Below are 20,812 nucleotides of genomic sequence, written 5' to 3'. Positions count from 1 at the left end.
TCTGCGAATTATTCGTGCGGCATTGCACAATGTGCCTTGCCGCGCATCGACCCTGTGGTAGCCATATAGTGCAAGAAGGTGCGGGCGCCTTTTTGGCCCGGAAAAGCTGTCGCCCATGCGGTGGCAGGGCTTTCCACGCGAACTGTGAAGGAGCGTTTTTATGGCCAGCGAACCGGTATCGGACATCAAGCCTGCAGCGACCGCGCAGTTCGAGGAAGACATCCTGCGCGTGCTGCGCCGCCGCATCGGCAAGAGCCAGAACGCAGCCAAGCCGCACGACTGGTATGCCTCGGCGATCCTGACGCTGCGTGACAACATTATCGATGCCTGGATCGCTTCCACCCAGCGCACATACGAGGCGGGTGACAAGCGGGTCTACTATCTGTCGATGGAGTTCCTGATCGGTCGCCTGTTGCGCGATGCCTTGTCGAACCTGGGCGCGACGCGGGACATGGAGCGCGCGCTCGCCAGCTTCGGCCTCGATCTTGCCGAACTCGAGGAGATGGAGCCGGACGCCGCGCTTGGCAACGGCGGCCTCGGGCGGCTTGCGGCCTGCTTCATGGAAAGCCTGGCGACATTGGATATCCCCGCCTACGGCTATGGCATCCGCTACGTGAACGGCATGTTCCGCCAGCGTATCGACGATGGCTGGCAGGTGGAACTGCCCGAAACCTGGCTCGCCCACGGCAATTGCTGGGAGTTCGAGCGGCTCGAAAGCACCTATCGCATCGGCTTTGGCGGCGAAGTGATCGCGCAAGGCGAAGGGGTGATCTGGAACCCGGCCGAGCAGGTGGACGCGACCGCCGTGGACACCCCCGTGGTGGGCTGGCGCGGCAAGCGGGTGAACACGCTGCGGTTGTGGACGGCCAGCCCGATCGAACCGTTGAAGCTGGATGCCTTCAATGCGGGCGACCACTTCGGCGCGCTGGCCGAACAGGTGCGGGCCGATACGCTGGTGCGCGTGCTGTATCCGGCGGATTCCAGCCCGGCGGGTCAGGAACTGCGGCTGCGGCAGGAATACTTTTTCACTGCGGCATCGATCCAGGACATCGTGCGCCGCCATATCCAGTACGAAGGCGATATCCGCACCCTGCCGGACAAGGCGGCGATCCAGCTGAACGACACCCACCCCTCCGTCGCCGTGGCGGAGCTGATGCGGGTGCTGGTCGATCTGGAGGGGCTGGATTTCGCCGAGGCGTGGGAGATCTGCAAACGCACGATTTCCTACACCAACCACACGCTTTTGCCCGAGGCGCTGGAGACCTGGCCGCTGCCATTGTTCGAACGCATGCTGCCGCGCCACATGCAGATCATTTACGCGATCAACAGCCGCGTTCTGCGCGAGGCGCGCAAGGCGGGCTGCACCGACGCGCAAATTTCCGCAATCTCGCTGATCGACGAAAGCGGTGAGCGGCGCGTGCGTATGGCCAACCTGGCGTTCGTGGGCGCGCACTCGATCAACGGCGTTGCCGCGCTCCACACAGAACTGATGAAGGAGACGGTGTTCGCCGACCTTCATGCACTGTATCCCGATCGCATCAACAACAAGACCAACGGCGTCACCCCGCGCCGCTGGCTGCAGCAGTGCAATCCGGGCCTGGTCGATGTGGTTACCGACGCCATCGGCCCGGCGTTCCTTGATGACACCACCCGGCTATCGGGCCTCAACGCGCTGGCTGACGATGCGCAGCTGGGTGAGCGAATCACCACGGTCAAGCGCGCCAACAAGGCGGCGCTGTCCGATCATATTCGCAAGACGATGGGCATCCGGCTCGATCCCGACGCCATGTTCGACGTGCAGATCAAGCGCATTCACGAATACAAGCGCCAACTGCTCAACCTGATCGAGACGGTGTCGTTGTATGACCAGATCCGCAGCCATCCCGAGCGGGACTGGGTGCCGCGCGTCAAGATCTTCGGCGGCAAGGCGGCACCCAGCTATCACAATGCCAAGCTGATCATAAAGCTGACCAACGATATCGCCCGGCGCGTTAACGCCGATCCTTCGGTGGGCGGCCTGCTCAAGGTGGTGTTCGTGCCCAACTACAACGTCAGCCTGGCCGAGCGGATTATTCCGGCGGCGGACTTGTCCGAACAGATTTCCACCGCCGGGATGGAGGCATCGGGCACCGGCAACATGAAGTTCGCGCTTAACGGCGCGCTCACCATCGGCACGCTGGATGGCGCCAACGTCGAGATCAAGGAGCACGTCGGTGACGACAACATCTTCATCTTCGGCCTTACCGCAGCGCAAGTGGCGGCGAAACGCGCGGACGGGTACGATCCACGCGCGGTGATCGAAGGCTCGCCGGAACTGGGGCAGGCCCTGAAAGCCATCGCCTCCGGCGTATTTTCCCCGGACGATCCCACCCGCTACGAGGATCTGGTCAACGGCATCTACGACACCGACTGGTTCATGTGCGCGGCGGATTTCGATGCGTATGCGCAGGCCCAGCGCGCGGTGGATGCGCGTTGGAACGATAACAAAAGTTGGCAGGCGGCCGCGATACGGAACATAGCGAACGTCGGTTGGTTTTCGTCGGACCGTACGATCGCCGAGTACGCCAAGGAAATCTGGAAAGTCTTGTGAAGCCGCCGAAAAGCGCCATCGAATCGCTGCTTGCCGGCACCCATTCCGACCCGTTCTCTCTGCTGGGTGCGCATGCCGGACCGGACGGCACGCATCTGCGCGCGATCCTGCCGGGGGCCGAGACGGTAGAGGCGTTCAGCCTTGACGGGCACCGGCTGGGCACGCTGGAAAAGGTCAATGACCGGTTCCTGTTCGAAGGCCGGATGCGCATCAAGCCGCAGCCCATCCGCTATCGCTGCTCGGCGGGGGGGCATGACTGGCTGGTCACCGATGCGTACACCTTCGGCCCGGTGCTGGGCCCGGTGGACGATCTGCTGATAGCACAAGGCACGCATTATCGCCTGTTCGACAAGCTGGGCGCGCACCTTATCGAACACGAAGGCGCAGACGGAGTGCATTTCGCCGTATGGGCGCCCAACGCCCAGCGCGTCAGCGTCGTCGGGGATTTCAACGATTGGGACCCGACGCGCCATCTGATGCGCGCGCGCACCGACATTGGCGTGTGGGAAATCTTCATCCCCGACATTGGTGATTACCGCGCCTACAAATACCACATCGTGGGCGCTGACGGTTCGGTACAGCCGCTCAAGGCGGACCCGTTCGCCTTCATGTCGGAAATCCGCCCCGCCAACGCGTCGATGACGGCGGTGCCGGCCAAGCTGGACTGGGGCGATGACGAACACCGCAGCCATTGGGCTTCGGTCGATGCGCGCAAGGTGCCGATTTCGATCTATGAAGTTCATGCCGGTTCCTGGCGGCGGGACCGCTGGAACTGGTTCCTGGACTGGGACGCGCTGGCAGATGAACTGATTCCCTACGTGGTCGAGATGGGGTTCACTCACATCGAATTCATGCCGATCAGCGAGCATCCTTACGATCCGTCATGGGGCTATCAGACGACCGGGCTCTACGCGCCGTCCTCGCGCTTCGGCGAACCGGCAGGCTTTGCGCGCTTCATCGACGGCGCGCACCGCGCCGGGGTGGGTGTGCTGCTGGACTGGGTGCCCGCCCATTTCCCGCGCGACGATCATGGCCTCATCCGTTTCGACGGCACCGCGCTGTATGAACATGCCGATCCGCGATTGGGTTTTCAGCCGGACTGGAACACACTGATCTACAACTTCGGCCGCCGTGAAGTGGCCAGCTTTCTGCTCAACAACGCCTTGTTCTGGGCAGAGCGCTACCACGTGGACGGGCTGCGCGTGGATGCCGTCGCCTCGATGCTGTACCGCGATTATTCGCGCAAGGCGGGCGAGTGGATCCCCAATCAGGACGGCGGACGCGAAAATTGGGAAGCGGTGGAATTCCTGCGCCAGGTCAATCGCGCGGTCTATGCCCAGCATCCCGGCTTTATGACCATTGCTGAGGAATCCACCTCGTGGCCCGGCGTCACCCAGCCGGCGTACGACGGGGACGGCAAGGGCAAGGAAACCGCGCTGGGCTTCGGGTTCAAATGGAACATGGGCTTCATGCACGATACGCTGCGCTACATGGCGCGCGACGCCGTGCACCGGCGCTATCACCATGACGACCTGACGTTCGGGCTCGTTTATGCATTTTCCGAAAACTTCGTGCTGCCGTTGAGCCACGACGAGGTAGTGCACGGCAAAGGTTCGCTGCTGGGCAAAATGAGTGGTGACGACTGGCAAAAGTTCGCCAACTTGCGGGCCTATTACTCTTTCATGTGGGGCTACCCCGGAAAGAAGCTGCTGTTCATGGGCCAGGAATTTGCCCAGCGCCGCGAATGGAGCGAGGACCGCGCGCTGGACTGGGATTTGCGCGATGCGCCGTCCCATGAAGGCGTGCGCAATCTCGTGAAGGATCTGAACCGGCTCTATCGGTCGAAACGCGCGCTGCATGCCGGGGACTGCGATGCGGATGGTTTCGAATGGCTGGTGGTGGACGATCAGGAAAATTGCGTGTTCGCCTGGCTGCGCAAGTCAGCCGGCGCCAACCCGGTGGCGGTGATCGCGAATATGACCCCCACGATGCGCAGCGGCTATGAACTGCGTCTGCCGCTGGACGGCAAATGGAACGAAATTCTGAACAGCGATTCGCTCCATTACGGCGGAACCGGCAAGGGCAACCTGGGCCAGATCAGGGCCACCGATGGCCGCGCTACCGTAACACTGCCGCCACTGGCGACGGTCATGCTCGAATATGCCCCATGAGGGTAACAGGACGTACGGAGAGAGACGCATGAGACCACCTTCGGGTTCGCCGCTGGCCCGCGATGCCATGGCTTACGTGCTGGCAGGGGGGCGTGGCAGTCGTCTGAAGGAGTTGACCGACAACCGCGCAAAGCCGGCGGTCTACTTCGGGGGGATGAGCCGCATCATCGACTTCGCGTTGTCCAACGCCATCAATTCGGGCATTCGCCGCATCGGTGTGGCCACGCAGTACAAGGCGCATAGCCTGATCCGGCACATGAACCGCGCCTGGAATTTCATGCGGCCGGAACGCAACGAAAGCTTCGACATCCTCCCCGCCAGCCAGCGCATTTCCGAACTGTTGTGGTATGAAGGCACGGCCGATGCCGTCTACCAGAACATCGACATCATCGCGGCCCATGCCCCCAAGTATATGGTCATCCTGGCGGGTGATCATATCTACAAGATGGACTACGAATTGATGCTGCAGCAGCACGTCAATTCGGGCGCGGACGTGACCGTGGGATGCCTTGTCGTGCCGCGTATGGAGGCGACGGCGTTCGGTGTCATGCACGTGGACGAAGAAGACACGATCACCGCGTTCATGGAAAAGCCCGCTGATCCCCCCAGCATTCCCGGCGACCCGGACCATGCGCTGGCCTCCATGGGCATCTACGTTTTCGATACCGAGTTCCTGTTCGACCAGCTGCGCCGCGATGCGGTGGACCCCGATTCCGCCCGCGATTTCGGCGGAGACCTGATCCCCTACATCGTCAAGCACGGTAAGGCGGTGGCGCACCGCTTCACCAATTCGTGCATCCGGGCCGCAGAGGAAATTGGCGAATACTGGCGCGATGTGGGTACGCTGGACGCCTATTTTGAAGCCAACCTCGACCTAACCGACACGGTGCCCCAGCTAAACCTCTACGACCGGGAATGGCCGATCTGGACGGATACTATCGTATCTGCTCCGGCTAAGTTCGTGCACGATGAAGATGGACGGCGCGGCCAGGCGATCTCGTCACTCGTCAGCCAGGATTGCATCGTCTCGGGCGCGCTCGCGCGCCGCTCGATGCTGTTTACCGGGGTCAAGATGGGCAGCTATTCCTGCGCCGATGAAGCGGTGATCCTGCCGTATTGCAACATCGGCAGGAACGCGCGCCTGCACCGGGTTATCATCGATTCCGGCGTGCGCATCCCCGAAGGACTGGTGGTGGGCGAAGACCCGGAACTGGACGCGCAGCGGTTCCGGCGCACCGACAAGGGCGTGTGTCTGATCACCAAGCCGATGATCGACCGGCTGGAATTGTAGCGTAAGCCGGCGAAGGGAATGCCATGTCCTTGAAGGTCCTGTCGGTCGCCTCGGAGGCCGTGCCGCTGGTGAAGACCGGCGGCTTGGCCGATGTGGCCGGCGCGTTGCCAGCCGCGCTCGCGTCTCACGGAGTGGAGGTCACGACACTGCTGCCCGGTTATCCGGCTGTGCTGGCGGCGATGGGCATGGCGATCCGGCGACAGCGCCCGGCATACGTGTGGGACTCTCTGCTGGGCGCACCGGCGCGCCTGCTGACCGGCACGCTGGATGGCGCGCAGCCGCTGCTGGTGCTGGACGCGCCCTCGCTCTACGCCCGCGATGGCGCGCCGTACACCGATGGCGCCGGGCGGGACTGGGCCGATAACTGGCGGCGCTTCGCAGCGCTTGGCCGGGCAGCGGCGGACATTGCCGGTGGTGCGTTTTCAAAGCGAGGCAAGCCGCAGGGGTTTGACGTGCTGCACGCACATGACTGGCAGGCCGCAATGGCAGCAGCCTACGTGCGCTACGCCCCGTTTTCGCAGCAGCGCGTGGCGTCGGTCGTCACTATTCACAACATGGCGTTCCAGGGCTGGCATGGCCCGGAAATCTTCGGCCAGCTCGGCCTGCCGGCTGCCGCCTGGGCGCTGGACGGCGTGGAATATCACGGCGGCGTCGGCATGCTGAAGGCCGGCATGTCCAGCGCGGACGCTGTAACCACGGTGAGCCCCACTTATGCGCGCGAAATTCGCTCCGCGCATTTCGGGATGGGGCTCGAAGGCCTGATCGTCGCGCGGGGCAATGCGGTCCACGGCATCCTCAACGGCATTGATGCCCACGTGTGGAACCCCGCCACCGATCGCGAGATCGCCCAGCGCTACAGCCACCGCACGCTCGACAAGCGCCGCCACAACAAGCGCGCGCTGGAGGTCGAATTCGGGCTTGATGAGGACGACGGCCCGTTGTTCATCGCGGTCACCCGGCTGACCTGGCAGAAGGGCATGGACGTGCTGCCCGAGGTGCTGGACCATCTGGTCGGCCTGGGCGGACGCCTGGTATTGCTCGGCGCGGGCGATGCGGCGATCGAGCGCGAATTGCTCAAAGGCGCCAGCCGGCATCCCGGCCGGGTGGCGGTTCGCATGGGCTACGATGAAGGCTTGTCGCACCGCATGCAGGCAGGCGGTGATGCGATCCTCATCCCCTCACGCTTCGAGCCTTGCGGCCTGACGCAGCTGTACGGGCTGGCGTACGGCTGCATTCCGGTGGTGGCGCGCACCGGCGGCCTGGCCGATACCGTAATCGACGCCAACCCTGCCGCGCTGGCAGCGGACTGTGCCACCGGCGTGCAGTTCGACGGCGTGCATTACGATGCGGTCGCCGCTGCCATCACCCGCACGATGCAGCTTTACGCACAGCCTGCCGTCTGGTCGCAAATGCAGAAGAACGCCATGAGGGCAGACTTTTCGTGGAAGGCCAGCGGCAAGGCCTACGCGCAGCTTTACGCCGAATTGACCGCATGACGCTGGGCGTGTGCGTGAGCAACGGGGAAACCCGTTTCCGCGTGCGCGCGCCCCGTGCAGCAGCAGTATGGCTCTGCTTGTTCGCTGGTGACGCAGAGCAGCGCGTGGCGATGGCGCGTGATGGCGAGGAGTGGACCGTCGCCATGCCCGGCGATCGGACCGGCGCGCAATACGGCTACCGCGCTGACGGGCCCTGGGATCCGGCACAAGGGCTGTGGTTCGATCCCGCCAAGCTGCTGGTGGACCCTTATGCGGTTGAACTCGATCGTCGCTTCGCGCAGAACCCGCGCCTTGCCCAGCAGGGCGCAGATACCGCCAGCCTCGTACCGCGCGCTATCGTACCGCGCCGGTCGGCGCCGCTCGCTCCAAGACCGCCGTATTTCGTGCGGGGTGGGCTGATTTACGAGCTGAACGTGCGCGCGTTCACGCTGCTGCATTCCGATGTGCCGGAGGCCGTGCGCGGCACTGTGGCCGCGCTGGCGCACCCGGTGATCCTCGCGCATTTCGCCAGGCTGGGCGTCACCGCGCTGGAACTTATGCCCATCGTCGCGTGGATCGACGAGCGGCACTTGCCCCCCCTCGGCCTCGTCAATGCCTGGGGATACAACCCGGTAGCGATGATGGCGCTTGACCCTGGCCTGTGCCCCGGCGGGGTGCCCGAACTGCGCGCCACCGTCGCCACGTTGCACGAACACGGCATCGGCGTGCTGCTGGACCTGGTCTTCAACCATACCGGCGAAAGCGATGTGGCGGGAGGCACCGTGTCGCTGCGCGGGCTGGACAATGCGGCTTACGCCCATGCGCCGGACGGCACTTTGATCAACGATACCGGGTGCGGCAACACGCTGGATTTCGCCAATCCCGCCGTGCGGCGGCTGACGATCGATGCCATGCGCCACTTTGTCGGGCAGTGCGGGGTGGACGGGTTTCGGTTCGATCTGGCGCCGGTGCTGGCAAGGAGCCCCGGTTTCGATCGCCATGCGCCGCTGTTCGCCGAAATCGCCGCCGATCCGCTGCTCGCCGATCGTGTGCTGATCGCAGAGCCTTGGGATACCGGGCCGGGCGGATACCAGCTTGGCCGCTTCCCCGCCAATTGGATGGAATGGAATGATCGCTTTCGCGACGATGTGCGCCGCTTCTGGCGCGGCGATGGCAGCATCGGCGCACTGGCGACCCGGCTTGCGGGCTCGACTGATATCTTTGGCGACCCGCCGCCGGAGGGCGCCCGCACGGTGAACTTTCTTGCCGCCCATGACGGGTTCACGCTGGCCGACACGGTCGCCTACGAACGGCGTCACAACGAAGCGAACGGCGAGAACAACCGCGATGGGCACGGCGAAAACTTCAGCTGGAACAACGGTGTGGAAGGGCCAGTCGATGATCCGGCGATCCGGGCCGCGCGCACGGCGGACTTAAAGGCGATGCTGGGCACGCTGTTCGCGTCCACCGGTACGATCATGCTGACAGCGGGCGATGAATTCGGGCGTAGCCAGCGCGGTAACAACAACGCCTATTGCCAGGACAACGCGATCGGCTGGATCGATTGGGCGGCGCGTGGTCTGGAGCTTGAGGACTATGTCGCCGGCTTGTCCGAGCAGCGGGCTGCCCGCATGAACAGCTTTGCGCGTTTCCCTCTCGATGCGCGCTGGCTGACGCGCGAGGGGCACACCATGCAGGTTCCGGACTGGGAAAAGCCGGGTGAGGGCTGGCTACGCTGCGAGACCAGCGCATTCACTTTCACCATCGACCGCGCGGCGCACACGGTGACCATCACCTGACGTCAAAGCCTTCAGCCGTGACGCAAAACCTGCGCAAGACCGGCGAGGTCCTGCGCAAAGCGGTCATGCTCACGCGCGCGCGCAGTTCCGTCCAGACGCAGCAGATAACTGGGATGCGCCGTCAGCCAGACCGATGCGCCGGCACTTTGCGCGATCGCCTGGCCACGTTCGCGTCCGATGGAGGGCGTGCGCCCTAGCAGGCCGCGTGCGCCGCTCGCCCCCAGCGCAAGGATGACCTTGGGTTTTATGAGCGCGCGTTCGGCATCCAGCCACCAGCGGCAGATGTCGATCTCGCCCGCCGTTGGCGTCTGGTGCAGCCGGCGCTTGCCGCGCGGCACGAACTTGAAGTGCTTGACCGCATTGGTCACATACGTGCGGGCGCGATCGATGCCGGCCGCATCCAGCGCCTGGTCCAGAAGCTGGCCAGCGGGGCCCACGAACGGGCGACCATCGCGCTCCTCGGTGTCGCCGGGCTGTTCGCCCACGATCATCACGTCCGCATCGGCTGGCCCTTCGCCCATCACCGCGCGGGTGCCATTGCAGCCGATCGGGCACTTCGTGCACTGCGCCATGCCTTGCGCGACCGCTGACAAGCTTTCAGGCACTGCGGTCGTCTCGAACAGACTTGATCCTGTGGCGATCATCGCAATCTCCCTTTCCCGCGCGCCGGCGATCAGATCGGGGATGCGGCGCGCTTCGGGTAGGTTTTTCCAATACCGGCGCGGCATTTCCTTGACCATCATACCCACTTTCAGCCGCGCAGGATTGAAGATCGAACTGTAATACCCCAGCCAAAGCTCCTCAGTGGCATCTTCGCGCGGCGCATCCTCGCGCCTGGCGGGCGGCCCTTCCAGAAGCGTGGCGCCATCCCAGTGCAGCGACAGTCGCGGCGTCAGGATTGACCAGCGCTGGCTGGCAAAGCGGTTGATGAAAAAGTCCGCATTCGCTCGCTCGATTCGGTGATCCGGTTCGAACCAGGCGACGTAAAGCTCGCCGTCATCGTCTTGAATGGACCGGAACCGCACGAACGCGCGCATCTTGTGGATGTCGCGGCGGACCTGTTTGGCGAGCCGCTCCAGAAGCGCGACGTCGCGATCTGCGGCATCGTCAAGCAGGCGCGGATTGTCCTGCATGCGCCACAACACACGGTAGAGCAGGCCCAGCCGGGCTGGATCGGTGTGGAGAATGGCGCTGCGGGCGAGATCGACGAACGGTCGGCTGGCACGCACAGATCGTGGTGAAGAAGGCTGCCGCAGGGGCGGGGCCACTGCAAACAGATCGGCCGGCCCGTTGCCATCCGACCATGCGATCTGGTCCGGCGGCACCGCCTGTTCCACCAGCCGGCGTGCTTGATCGCGCCAGGCATCGAAGTCGTCAGGCTGGGCGAGGTCCGCCGCGATCACGCGAACAGTTCCATCTGTTTTGCCGGCACCGCCAGCCGGGCGCGCAGATCCAGGCGGTCTGTCAACAGCGTGGGGCGCCAGTCCACGGTGACGATGAAGGGCCGCATTTTCTTGATCGAAACGGTCAGGCGGGCAACGTCGTCCAGCCGGATGGTGCGATGACGCCGCGCCGCAAGGATCGCGGATACGGCTTTGGTCCCAAGACCTGGCACCCGCAGCAAATCTTCACGGGGCGCGCGATTGAGATCGACGGGAAAGCGGCCTCGAAACTTGAGTGCCCACGCAAGCTTCGGGTCAATATCCAGCGGCAGCATGCCGTCAGGCTCGGCGGCCTGCTGCACTTCTGCGGGTGCAAAACCATAAAACCGCATCAGCCAGTCCGACTGGTACAGCCGGTGCTCGCGCAGCAGCGGCGGCCGTTTGAGCGGCAGCACCGCGCTGGCTTCCGGGATCGGGCTGAACGCCGAATAGTACACCCGGCGCAAGCCGAAGCGATCGTACAGCGTGCTGGCCTTGCCCACGATCTGCGCGTCGCTGGCGCCATCTGCACCCACGATCATCTGCGTGGACTGTCCTGCAGGCGCGAAGCGCGGGGCGCGGCGGAAGTGCTTTTGCGCGTCCTTGGCGTCCGCAATCGCGTGCGACAAGTTGCCCATCGCCCCTTCGATCTGCGGCGCGCTCTTGTCCGGCGCCAGGCGGGACAAGCCCGCATCGGTGGGCAGTTCCACGTTGATCGACACGCGATCGGCCCACAGCCCCGCTTGCGCCATCAGTTCCGGATCAGCCTCGGGAATCGTCTTGAGGTGGATGTAGCCGCGAAAATCGTGTTCCTCGCGCAGGATGCGCGCCACTTCGATCAATTGCTCCATCGTGTGGTTGGACGATTTGACAATGCCGGAGGAGAGAAAAAGCCCCTCAATATAATTGCGCCGATAGAACGACAGCGTGAGATCGACCACTTCCTGCGGCGTGAATCGTGCCCGCACGACGTTGGAGCTTTTGCGATTGATGCAGTAGTGGCAATCGAAAATGCAGTGGTTGGTGAGCAGCAACTTCAGCAGCGATATGCACCGCCCGTCCGGCGCATAGGCGTGGCAGATGCCCATCCCCTCGGTCGACCCGATCCCCTTGCCATCGCGGCTGTTGCGCTTGGCGGTGCCCGAGGATGCGCAGGAGGCATCGTACTTCGCCGCATCCGCCAGAATTTTCAATCGATCCAGAACAGGGGCTTGGGCCATATGTTCGATATATGTTCTCACCCAACGCAATGCAAGCAGCATCATCGAACGAACCGATTTGCGGGGTCTGGAGATGATCGGGAAAGAGCCGTGTTGGTCGGGGAGACAGGATTCGAACCTGCGACATCTTGCTCCCAAAGCAAGCGCGCTACCGGGCTGCGCCACTCCCCGACCGTACGGGCGTCGATGTAGCCGCCAGGAAGGCAGCGTCCGGTTGTGGTGGGCCCGGCAGGATTCGAACCCGCGACCTAGCCGTTATGAGCGGCCAGCTCTAACCGCTGAGCTACAGGCCCGCCGTACCGAGCCCGACCCCATCGACGAGGCCGGACGACAAGCCCGTTAGCTTGCACCTGCGCATCAGGCAAGCGCCGTTCTAGCCGTGATGCACAGATTGCATGATCTGCGCAGCGCTGACCGGCTTGACGCCGCGCTTGGAAAGGTGCGCGAACAGCGTGCGCCACCAGTCATACAGCGCGTCAAGATCTTCCGCGCTACGTACGTATGGGGTGTGGCCGGGGGCGAGGGAGGGGCTGTGGAAGGAGAAGACGAGGATGGGCAGGCCCTCGTCCAGCGCGATGTCGACGCCGCGCAGGGCTTCTGCGGCGGTGATGCCTTCGGGCGTCAGGGATATGCGCTCCAGCAAGCCGGCATGGGCCAGCAATCCCCGCACTGACGGCGCGCGCCACAAGTGCGGGTAGATGACGTTGCCCAACTGGCGCAGCGGCCCCCAGTACACGGTGGTGAGCGGCACTTCGAGCAGTTTGCGGTCCGCATCTGCCCAGTAGGGGCGCGCAGGATGATCACGATAACTGGGGCCGCCCTTGCCGCTGTAATCGAACCGCGCGCGCACCGAGGTGTCGATGGCGATACCGTTTTCCATCAGCAGTTCGGCGGTATGCGGGCCAAGGCCGTAACGCCCGGCGCGGTAGATGCGCGGCGCGGTGCCGAACGCGTTTTCGATCCGGTCACGCAAGGTACGCAGCTTTTCGCGTTCAAGTTCCAGCGGCAGGTTGCCGGCGTAGCTGTTGAACTCGTTCACGTCCTCGGTAAACGGCGGGCTTACCCAAGGGTGAAGCTGCACGCCTACCTCGGCCCTGCCGGCGGATACGGCATCGCCGATCGCTTCCACCGCAGCGGGCGAACACGCGATCGGCCAATCGATCAGGTAGCACGGGACGACGCCGTGCTCCTCGCAGAAGCGCTGAAAGGTGCGCAGCGCCGGCACGGTGACCAGGCTATGGCGATCGCGGGTGAGCGGGGCCGACCAGTCGAACTCCTCTTCGGTGTCCACCGTGACGATGAACCGCTGGCCGAAATCCGGCGCGAAGGACGCGAAGGCCCCATTACCGGGAAATTTCAGCAGATTTGGTCCTGCCAATGCCTTCTCCTCTGCGCGGGCCGCATCCGTCAGAGTGACTGGGGGTTCAGTTCGAACGGGTCACTTGCGTGCTATGGGGTGCGTCCCTGTCGGTCAAGGCGGGGAGCGATAGCACAATGGCATTAGCGATTCGTTGCAGACCGCCGCCCGCGGCAGACGCCTCCGCCGCGGCGAGGCGCAGGGTAAAGCCGACGCCGAACATGCCGGTGGCGAGCGATTGCCCGCGTTCGCCCGGAACCGCGTCAAACAGCGCGGCGGGATCACGTTCTGCGAGCAGAGCGGGCAGCGCGATTTCCAGACGCGTTACCGGCCCTTGCGCAGTCCAAGTGAGGTACAGCGATTCGCCCGGCGCCGTCAGCCCCGCAAGCGCCGCCAGCAGGCGCCACACCAGCCGCTCCACTTCGCTGCGGGCGACGCGAACGGGCAGCGATGTGGCTGACGGGTCACCAGCCATCGCAAAGCCGCTGCCGCGCGGTTGGGTCCACGCGCGCAGCCGCACGATGGTCTGTGCCAGCACGCGGGCAAGGTCGCACTCCCCTTCGTCCAGGGTCTGCGCGCCTGACTCCAGCTTGACCAGCCGGTCCAGCTCCTCGAACCCGGCGAGGATATGCGCGCAATCCCCGGCGATTGCGGCGGCGAGGGCGCGGTATTCGTGCGGGGCGGGGCCGTACAACTGCTGCTGGATGATTTCGGCGGCCACCTGGATCGCGTTGGCGGGGGTGCGCAGTTCGTGCAGCACTTCGCGCAGACGGTCCGCCGTTTCGCCGGGCGGGGCGGCTGAAGCTGCCGCCGGTTCCGCCAAGGGACGGCGCAGCCGCCCTGCGTAACCGGTGAAGCGGCCATGAGCGAATTGCGGTACCGCATCGACCTGCCAGATGCCGGTCACAGCGGGAGCGCCCGCCATGTCGATGATGGCAGCGCGTACCGACAAGCGGCGGCGGATCGTTGCGGCCAGCAGGGAATCGCGGTTGTCAGATAAGTGCAAGGACGTCAGGTTAAGCCCGACGACGCTGGACGCCCACGGACCGTCCGCCCAGCCGATGCGACCGTTCGGGTCCGTCATGAAATCGATGACACGGGCCTGGCGCACCGGCGCGGGGGCCGCATCGCCCAATGGCAGGCGCGGCGAATCCGCCGTCACTTCGACCGGGCGCGATGCCTCGCGCGCCTTGCGAAATTCCTCGATGCGCCGGACGATCGCGCCGATTCCGGCATCGGTGTTACCGACCGGCGCGGCGGCCGGACCAGGCGCAGGAACGACTTGCGCCTTTTGCGCGGGGTCGCGAAATTGCTGGGCATGATGCGCGGCGCGCGCGCGGGCCCAATCGCTGAGCGACGTGGGCGGCGGGGGCGAATCTTCCAGCGCGAGCAGGCCCGCCACGTCGTCCGAAATGTCCTGGTCGCGCGCAAGGTCGCCAGTCGGCGCCTTGAAACGGATGCGCGGCGTTTCCGGGATCGGCGAATCCGGATCGGGATCGACCGGGCCGGCCGGCAGGCCGCGATCTTGCACCCCGAGCCGCGCCAGCAGCTCTGCCACCGGGGCTGAAACGTCACGCCGATGGCGCAGGATTCCGCGCGCGCGGACCGGCAGTGCGGGGATCAGCGCCAGCCACTGCGCATCATCCAACTGCGCGGCTGCAATGGCTGCGCAGGCGACGTCCGGTTCGTCCTGCGCCAGATATGCGATCAGGCGCGTGTTGCGTATCGGCTGATCGAGCAGGCGCGCCCGTTCCGGCGTTGGCAAAGTCCGCCGCAGCTGGTCCAGCCGCTGGAAGCCCGCCTCGATCGTTTCGCTTGCCGCATCGTCCGGCGCGCTGCCCAGAATGTCGACGAGCTGCCTGAACTGCACCCGTGCCAGCCCGCCCGCGGAAGCGGGCAGGCGCAGCACCGTTGCAAGGCGATCGTCGAAATGCATCCAGTCTCCAAAGGCATAAGGCCCATGCCCCATGATGGCAGCACGAGTCCTATGGGCCTGTGATGTTTACTATAAGGAAAACGTCGCAGCGGTCTTTCCTAGCAAACCGGCGCACGAGCGAAAGGGGCAGTTTTCCGCCGTTGCAAAGCGGGACAATTACGCTATGCCATAATAATATTACGGCGATCCGGTGTTTTCGATGGGGATGTTGCAACGCCGGTGCATCAAACGCCGCGTCCCCGGGGAAGAGTGTGGATGATAAATCTCGATGAAATCGATCGCCGCCTGCTCGCGGAGCTGCAGGCAGAGGGTCGGATCACCAATGTGGAACTGGCGCAGCGCGTGGGGTTGACCGCGCCGCCGTGCCTGCGCCGGGTGCGCAGCCTGGAAGAAGCCGGCATCATTCAGGGCTATCACGCGGACCTGGACGCCTCGAAGCTGGGCTTCACGATCACCGTTTTCGCGCTGGTCAGCCTGAAAAGTCAGGCCGAGGAAGCGCTGCGTGCGTTCGAAGACCACATGAAGGGCCTGCCCGAAGTGCGCGAATGCCATATGCTCAATGGTGAGATCGACTTCATCCTGAAGATCGTCAGCCGCGATCTGCAAAGCTTCCAGGAATTCCTGACCAGCAAGCTGACGCCCGCACCCAACGTCGATAGCGTGAAAACATCGCTGACGATCCGCACCGCCAAGAGCATACCGGGCGTCCCGCTGGGCTGAACGCGGCACTTTCCGCGCGTTCAGAATTGCGCCGCCGCCTCCAGCGCCAGCAGATAGCCGTGCGCGCCGAACCCGGCGATGGTGCCCTTCGCGGCCATGCCCACCCATGAGGTATGGCGAAATGCCTCACGCGTGTGCGGGTTCGACAAGTGGACCTCGATCACCGGTACGCTGATCGCCCGGATCGCGTCCAGCAGCGCCACGGACGTGTGCGTATAGGCCCCGGCGTTCAGCAACACCGCGTGCGCACCTGCATCCTGCGCCTCGTGCAGCCAGTCCACCAGCGCGCCTTCGTGGTTGGACTGGTGCATCGTGATGGCCATGCCCAGCGCCTGCCCGCGCTCGGCCAGCATCGCGCCGATATCGTCCAGCGTCTGCGTGCCGTAGATTTCCGGCTCGCGCCTACCCAGCCGGTTGAGGTTGGGGCCGTTGAGGACGTAAACCAGCTTCTGCGTCATCTGACCGTGTTCTCCGCTCGCGCTTGCACCAACAGGCTTTAGCGGGCGGCGCACCGCGCGCAACCCGGCCCGATCATTGAACCGGCGGAATGCCCGGGTCCGGCACGTTGCCGACGTTGGGCGGCGGAGGCGGCGCAGCGGGGGGAGGCGGCGCTGCGCCATCCTGCGGCGGCGTGGTGGCCGGCGTGGTGCTGGTACCGGCCTTACCTGCGCCGCCGCCGTAAAATGCTTTGAGCGCGGCATCGTCCGCAGCCTGGGCGGACGGCGAAGGCGCGGCGCTGGCACTCGGCGCAGGGTCGGGCTGGGGCGCGGGGTTGCAGCCGGTGAGCAGCAAGGCCGCCACAGTGGCGAGCGGGCCAAACTGGCGCGCGGAAAAGCGTGATGTCATGGCTGCAGGTTCATAGCTTACAAGCGTTAGCAATCGCTTAGCCCCGCGCGCGGCATGTTTAAAAGTCGCTGCTCACCGGTCCGTGCCTTTGGCCTTGCCCCACTGGCGCATCGCCGAATAGCCAAGGTAACCGGTGCCGAACAAGGCGTAGAGCGGCTCGGGGATACCGGCGAGATACCCGTTCATTCCCGCCCCGATGGCGCGGGCCAGTGGCGGGTCGAACGCGGCCACGACGCCCATCGGCAGCGCGCACAGGATCATCAGATACATAACGTAGAGAAAGCCCGGGCGCGCGCGGCTGGTCCACGGATCGGCGCTGCCCCCTTCGACCAGCACCGCCGCCAGCCGCGCCTGCAGCAGCGCGACATCGTGCGAACCGCGCATCTCCATCAATGCCACCCGCGCCTGATCGCGCGCATCGGGATCAGGGATGACCTTGTCGATAATCCCCAGCAGAGGGGCAACCAGCGAATCGAAAAAAGTCACGGCGGATCCTCATGCTGTATACGACAGATTTGCGAGGATGTAACCGTTACGGTTCGTGTAGGAAAATGGTTTGAGAGGACGCCACGCGCCAGATTTGCGGTCGTTCGTCGCAACGAAAAGGGCAGCTTTCGCTGCCCTTATAGCCGTTTCAAAAGGCTTGGTAATTTTGGTCGGGACGAGAGGATTCGAACCTCCGACCCCCACACCCCCAGTGTGATGCGCTACCAGGCTGCGCTACGTCCCGACCGGAGCGCGGCCTATAGGCAGGTCGAAACCATTGCGCAAGCGTGTTGGGGGAGAAGTTTTCGCGCCGATCGAGCTGCTATCGACCGCTAATACCCACAGCGATTACCGCCGGCGCGGCGCTGCGTTGCCACGCTCTCGCTTTATTGCTAACCGCCCGCATCCGGCGGCGTGCCTTGAAAAGGTGCGTCGACCCGGCCTGCTGCGACTCGCGGGCCGATACGAGATTTGAAAAGGTCCGAATTTTCCATGCCCACCTCGATCCTCGCCCAGCTTGCCGCCGCCGCACCCGCCGGTGCTCCGCCGGCATGGATTCAGTATCTGCCGTTCGCGGCGATGGGGCTGATCTTCTGGTTCCTCATCCTGCGCCCGCAGATGAAGCAGCAGAAAGAGCACAAGACCAAGCTCTCCGCGCTCAAGAAGGGCGATGACGTGCTAACCGGCGGCGGTTTCGTGGGCAAGGTGCTGAAAGTCGACGAGACGTATGCCGAGGTCGAACTGGCGCAAGGCGTGCGGGTGAAGGCGCTCAAGTCGACCATCGTCGACGTGATCCCGCCCGCCGGCGCGAAGCCCGCGAACGATTGAGCGTGAAGGCCTGACGAGAAAGAATCGACCGCAATGCTTGAATTTCCCACATGGAAGCGGGCCTGGTACTGGGCGATAACGCTGGTGCTGTGCGCGCTGGCGCTGCCCACGCTGCTGTCCTTCAGCAATGTGCAGTGGCCCGCCAGCCTGCCGCATCCCAAGATCAACCTGGGACTCGACCTTGCCGGCGGCTCTCGCCTCCTGCTCGAAGCGAACCGCGATCAGGTGGTGCAGCAGCGGCTGGAGGGCATGGAGGAATCGGTGCGCACCAAGCTGGGCCAGGCCCAGCCGCGCATCGGCATCGGCGATTTTTCCAGCCGTGACGGGCGCCTCGTCTTCACCGTGCGCGATAGCAGCCAAGTGGACGCCGCGCGCGAAGCCATTCTGCCGCTGACCACCGGCGCCGGCCTGTCCGGCCAGCGGGATTGGGACATCCAGGTGCTGAACGGCAACCAGTTCGTGCTGGCGCCGACCAAGGAAGGCATCGACCTTGCCGTCAGCAACGCGATGGAAACCGCGGTGGAAGTGGTGCGCAAGCGTATCGACGCGCTGGGCACCAAGGAGCCTGATATCCGGCGCCTTGGCGGTACCCGCATCGACGTGCAGGTGCCTGGCCTTCAGGACCCGGCGCAGCTCAAGGCGCTGCTGGGGCAGACCGCAAAGCTCGAATTCAAGATGGTGGACGAAACCGCGGTTCCCAGCGATCTGGCGCAAGGCATCGTCCCGCCGGGCGATGAAGCGCTGCCGTACGCTGAAGGCTCGGCGCCTGGCGGTCAGCCGCAGTTGATCGCCGTCAAGCGCCTTGGCGGCATCAAGGGCGATCAGCTCACCGATGCCAAGCAGGCGTTCGAACCCAAGACCAACCAGGCGGTCGTCTCGATCACGTTCAACCAGCAGGGCGGTGAGAAGTTCGCCCAGCTGACGACCGAGAACGTCAACAAGCGCTTCGCCATCATCCTTGATGGCAAGGTGCTTTCCGCCCCCAGCATCAACGAGCCGATCCTGGGCGGCAGCGCGCAGATTTCGGGCAGCTTCGACGTCAAGTCCGCGACCCAGCTAGCCATCGCGCTGCGCTCCGGCGCGTTGCCGGTCGATCTTACGGTGGTCGAGGAACGCACCGTCGGGCCTGACCTTGGCGCGGATTCGATCAACAAGGGTATCTTCGCAATGGCGGTCGGCACGGTGTTGCTGATGGCCTTTATCCTGGTCACGTACGGCCGGTTCGGCGTCTATGCGACCTGCGCGTTGATCATCAACCTGTTGATGATCCTAGGCGTGATGGCGCTGTTCGGAACCACGCTGACCCTGCCGGGGATCGCCGGTTTCGTGCTGACGATCGGCGCGGCGGTGGATGCCAACGTGCTGATCAACGAGCGTATCCGCGAGGAACGCCATCGCGGCCGCCGCGTGGTGCAGTCGGTGGAGATGGGCTACAAGGAAGCCAGCCGGGCGATCTTCGATGCCAACATCACCAACGTGATTGCCGCCGTGCTGATGGCCTATTTCGGCACCGGCCCGGTGCGCGGTTTCGCTATCGTGCTGCTGATCGGCATCGCCACCTCGGTGTTCACCGCCGTTACCATGACCCGCATGTGGGTTGCCGGCTGGCTGCGCAAGGCGCGGCCGGCGGACCTGAACCTGTAAGAGGAGAGGACGGACATGAAACTCCTCAAGCTCGTTCCCGATCATACCAACATCCACTTCCTCAAGTGGCGCGTGCCGTTCTACATCATGAGCTTCGTGCTGATGGCGGCATCCATCGGGCTGGTGGTGACCAAGGGGCTTAACCTGGGCGTCGATTTCGTCGGCGGGCAGGTGATCCGCGTCACGTTCGAGCGCAGCCCCGAAGCGCCAGTTGCGCAGCTGCGCAGCGAAGTGGACAAGCTGGGCTTTGGCGAACCGATCATCCAGCGCTTCGGCAAGGCTAACGAAATCTCGATCCGCATGAAGCTGCCGGCTGGCACCGACAAGAACCCCAAGCTTGCCGATGCCATGGCCAGCCAGATCAAGACCAATATCACCACCAACCATCCCGATGCGAAGATCGAGGGCGTGGATTCGGTGTCCGGCAAGGTATCGGGCGAGCTGGGCCGCAGCGCCATGCTGGCGCTCGGCCTCGCCGCCATCGCGGTGGCGATCTACATCTGGATCCGCTTCGAATGGCAGTTCGGCGTGGGCGCGCTGTTCAGCCTGGTGCATGACGTGACGCTGACGCTGGGGATGTTCGCGCTGACGCAGATGGAGTTCGACCTCAACATCGTCGCCGCGCTGCTGACACTGATCGGCTATTCTCTGAACGACACCATCGTCGTTTACGACCGTATCCGCGAGAACCTGAAGAAGTATCGCAAGATGCCGATGCCGGAACTGCTGGATCTTTCGGTGAACGAAACGCTGGCGCGCACCATCGTCACGTCGCTCTCGATGCTGATCACGCTGGTGTCGCTGCTGCTGCTGGGGCCTGACGTGATCTTCGGCTTCGTGGCGGCGATCGTGCTGGGGATTTTCGTCGGTACGTACAGCTCGATCTACATGGCCGCGCCAATTCTGATCTGGCTGGGCGTCAAGCCCGACAGCTTCGTGACCACGGAAAATGCCATCGATCGGCAGGACCGTCTGGCGCGCGAACGCAGCGCACCGCAGCCCTGATAGCCAAGCTGCTCCGGCGCAGT

At 64.4% G+C, this 20,812-nt stretch carries 16 protein-coding genes and 3 tRNA genes; 9 read left to right on the top strand and 10 right to left on the bottom strand.

Annotation, left to right across the window (positions count from 1 at the left end):
* The first annotated feature begins 160 nt into the window (after positions 1-160).
* From ASE49_RS07520 to glgX, 5 genes are read left to right on the top strand one after another with little or no spacing between them, the layout of a single operon-like run.
* Positions 161-2,590: a glycogen/starch/alpha-glucan phosphorylase gene (locus ASE49_RS07520; protein ID WP_056770002.1), complete on the top strand. Its 2,430-nt coding sequence runs from the start codon at positions 161-163 to the stop codon at positions 2,588-2,590.
* On the top strand, positions 2,587-4,761 hold the full coding sequence (glgB, locus tag ASE49_RS07515) for a 1,4-alpha-glucan branching protein GlgB (RefSeq protein WP_056769999.1): 2,175 nt from the start codon (positions 2,587-2,589) through the stop codon (positions 4,759-4,761). Before ASE49_RS07520 ends, glgB begins: the two co-directional genes overlap by 4 nt.
* Before the next feature lie 28 nt (positions 4,762-4,789).
* Positions 4,790-6,052, top strand: coding sequence for a glucose-1-phosphate adenylyltransferase (glgC, locus tag ASE49_RS07510; protein ID WP_082456356.1), 1,263 nt, complete (start codon positions 4,790-4,792; stop codon positions 6,050-6,052).
* Positions 6,053-6,075: 23 nt separating this feature from the next.
* Positions 6,076-7,548: a glycogen synthase GlgA gene (glgA, locus tag ASE49_RS07505; RefSeq protein WP_056769993.1), complete on the top strand. Its 1,473-nt coding sequence runs from the start codon at positions 6,076-6,078 to the stop codon at positions 7,546-7,548.
* Positions 7,545-9,326: a glycogen debranching protein GlgX gene (glgX, locus tag ASE49_RS07500; protein ID WP_056769990.1), complete on the top strand. Its 1,782-nt coding sequence runs from the start codon at positions 7,545-7,547 to the stop codon at positions 9,324-9,326. Before glgA ends, glgX begins: the two co-directional genes overlap by 4 nt.
* A gap of 11 nt (positions 9,327-9,337) precedes the next feature.
* Here glgX and ASE49_RS07495 read toward each other — a convergent pair whose 3' ends face one another.
* The 6 genes from ASE49_RS07495 to ASE49_RS07470 form a co-directional block, all read right to left on the bottom strand.
* Positions 9,338-10,729 (bottom strand): UdgX family uracil-DNA binding protein, encoded by a 1,392-nt coding sequence (locus ASE49_RS07495; protein WP_056769986.1) that lies wholly within the window; start codon positions 10,727-10,729, stop codon positions 9,338-9,340.
* Complete coding sequence (locus ASE49_RS07490) at positions 10,726-11,967, bottom strand: putative DNA modification/repair radical SAM protein (protein ID WP_056769982.1); 1,242 nt, start codon at positions 11,965-11,967, stop codon at positions 10,726-10,728. The genes ASE49_RS07495 and ASE49_RS07490 overlap by 4 nt, the downstream gene beginning before the upstream one ends.
* A gap of 94 nt (positions 11,968-12,061) precedes the next feature.
* Positions 12,062-12,138, bottom strand: a tRNA-Pro gene (locus tag ASE49_RS07485).
* A gap of 46 nt (positions 12,139-12,184) precedes the next feature.
* Positions 12,185-12,260: transfer RNA gene (locus ASE49_RS07480), tRNA-Ile, on the bottom strand.
* Positions 12,261-12,340: 80 nt separating this feature from the next.
* Complete coding sequence (locus tag ASE49_RS07475; protein ID WP_056769979.1) at positions 12,341-13,345, bottom strand: polysaccharide deacetylase family protein; 1,005 nt, start codon at positions 13,343-13,345, stop codon at positions 12,341-12,343.
* A gap of 46 nt (positions 13,346-13,391) precedes the next feature.
* Positions 13,392-15,260 carry a HAMP domain-containing histidine kinase gene (locus tag ASE49_RS07470; RefSeq protein WP_056769977.1) on the bottom strand — a complete coding sequence of 623 codons (1,869 nt, stop codon included), beginning with the start codon at positions 15,258-15,260 and terminating at the stop codon, positions 13,392-13,394.
* A 255-nt stretch (positions 15,261-15,515) separates the two neighbouring features.
* On the opposite strand from ASE49_RS07470, the gene ASE49_RS07465 reads away from it, so the two are divergent.
* Entirely contained in the window at positions 15,516-15,980 is a 465-nt protein-coding gene (locus ASE49_RS07465; RefSeq protein WP_056769963.1) for an Lrp/AsnC family transcriptional regulator, read from the top strand.
* Between the two features lie 20 nt (positions 15,981-16,000).
* On the opposite strand, the gene aroQ is transcribed toward ASE49_RS07465, so the two are convergent.
* The 4 genes from aroQ to ASE49_RS07445 form a co-directional block, all read right to left on the bottom strand.
* Positions 16,001-16,438, bottom strand: coding sequence for a type II 3-dehydroquinate dehydratase (aroQ, locus tag ASE49_RS07460; RefSeq protein WP_056769953.1), 438 nt, complete (start codon positions 16,436-16,438; stop codon positions 16,001-16,003).
* 73 nt (positions 16,439-16,511) lie between these two features.
* Positions 16,512-16,826, bottom strand: coding sequence for a hypothetical protein (locus ASE49_RS07455; RefSeq protein ID WP_056769949.1), 315 nt, complete (start codon positions 16,824-16,826; stop codon positions 16,512-16,514).
* Between the two features lie 72 nt (positions 16,827-16,898).
* Positions 16,899-17,312 (bottom strand): 3TM-type holin, encoded by a 414-nt coding sequence (locus ASE49_RS07450; RefSeq protein ID WP_056769947.1) that lies wholly within the window; start codon positions 17,310-17,312, stop codon positions 16,899-16,901.
* A gap of 167 nt (positions 17,313-17,479) precedes the next feature.
* Positions 17,480-17,556 (bottom strand) — tRNA-Pro (locus ASE49_RS07445).
* Positions 17,557-17,804: 248 nt separating this feature from the next.
* Between ASE49_RS07445 and yajC the strand changes: the two genes are divergently transcribed.
* The 3 genes from yajC to secF are packed head-to-tail and all read left to right on the top strand — an operon-like array spanning position 17,805 to position 20,789.
* Complete coding sequence (gene yajC / locus ASE49_RS07440; protein WP_056769945.1) at positions 17,805-18,140, top strand: preprotein translocase subunit YajC; 336 nt, start codon at positions 17,805-17,807, stop codon at positions 18,138-18,140.
* A gap of 33 nt (positions 18,141-18,173) precedes the next feature.
* On the top strand, positions 18,174-19,784 hold the full coding sequence (gene secD, locus ASE49_RS07435; protein WP_056769942.1) for a protein translocase subunit SecD: 1,611 nt from the start codon (positions 18,174-18,176) through the stop codon (positions 19,782-19,784).
* A gap of 15 nt (positions 19,785-19,799) precedes the next feature.
* Positions 19,800-20,789, top strand: coding sequence for a protein translocase subunit SecF (gene secF / locus ASE49_RS07430; protein ID WP_056769940.1), 990 nt, complete (start codon positions 19,800-19,802; stop codon positions 20,787-20,789).
* Positions 20,790-20,812 lie beyond the last annotated feature (23 nt).

Source organism: Novosphingobium sp. Leaf2 (assembly GCF_001421325.1).
In the GTDB taxonomy this organism is placed as follows: Bacteria; Pseudomonadota; Alphaproteobacteria; order Sphingomonadales; family Sphingomonadaceae; genus Novosphingobium.
The sequence above is the reverse complement of the archived record's forward strand: the minus strand, read 5'-3'. Positions and strand labels throughout refer to the sequence as shown.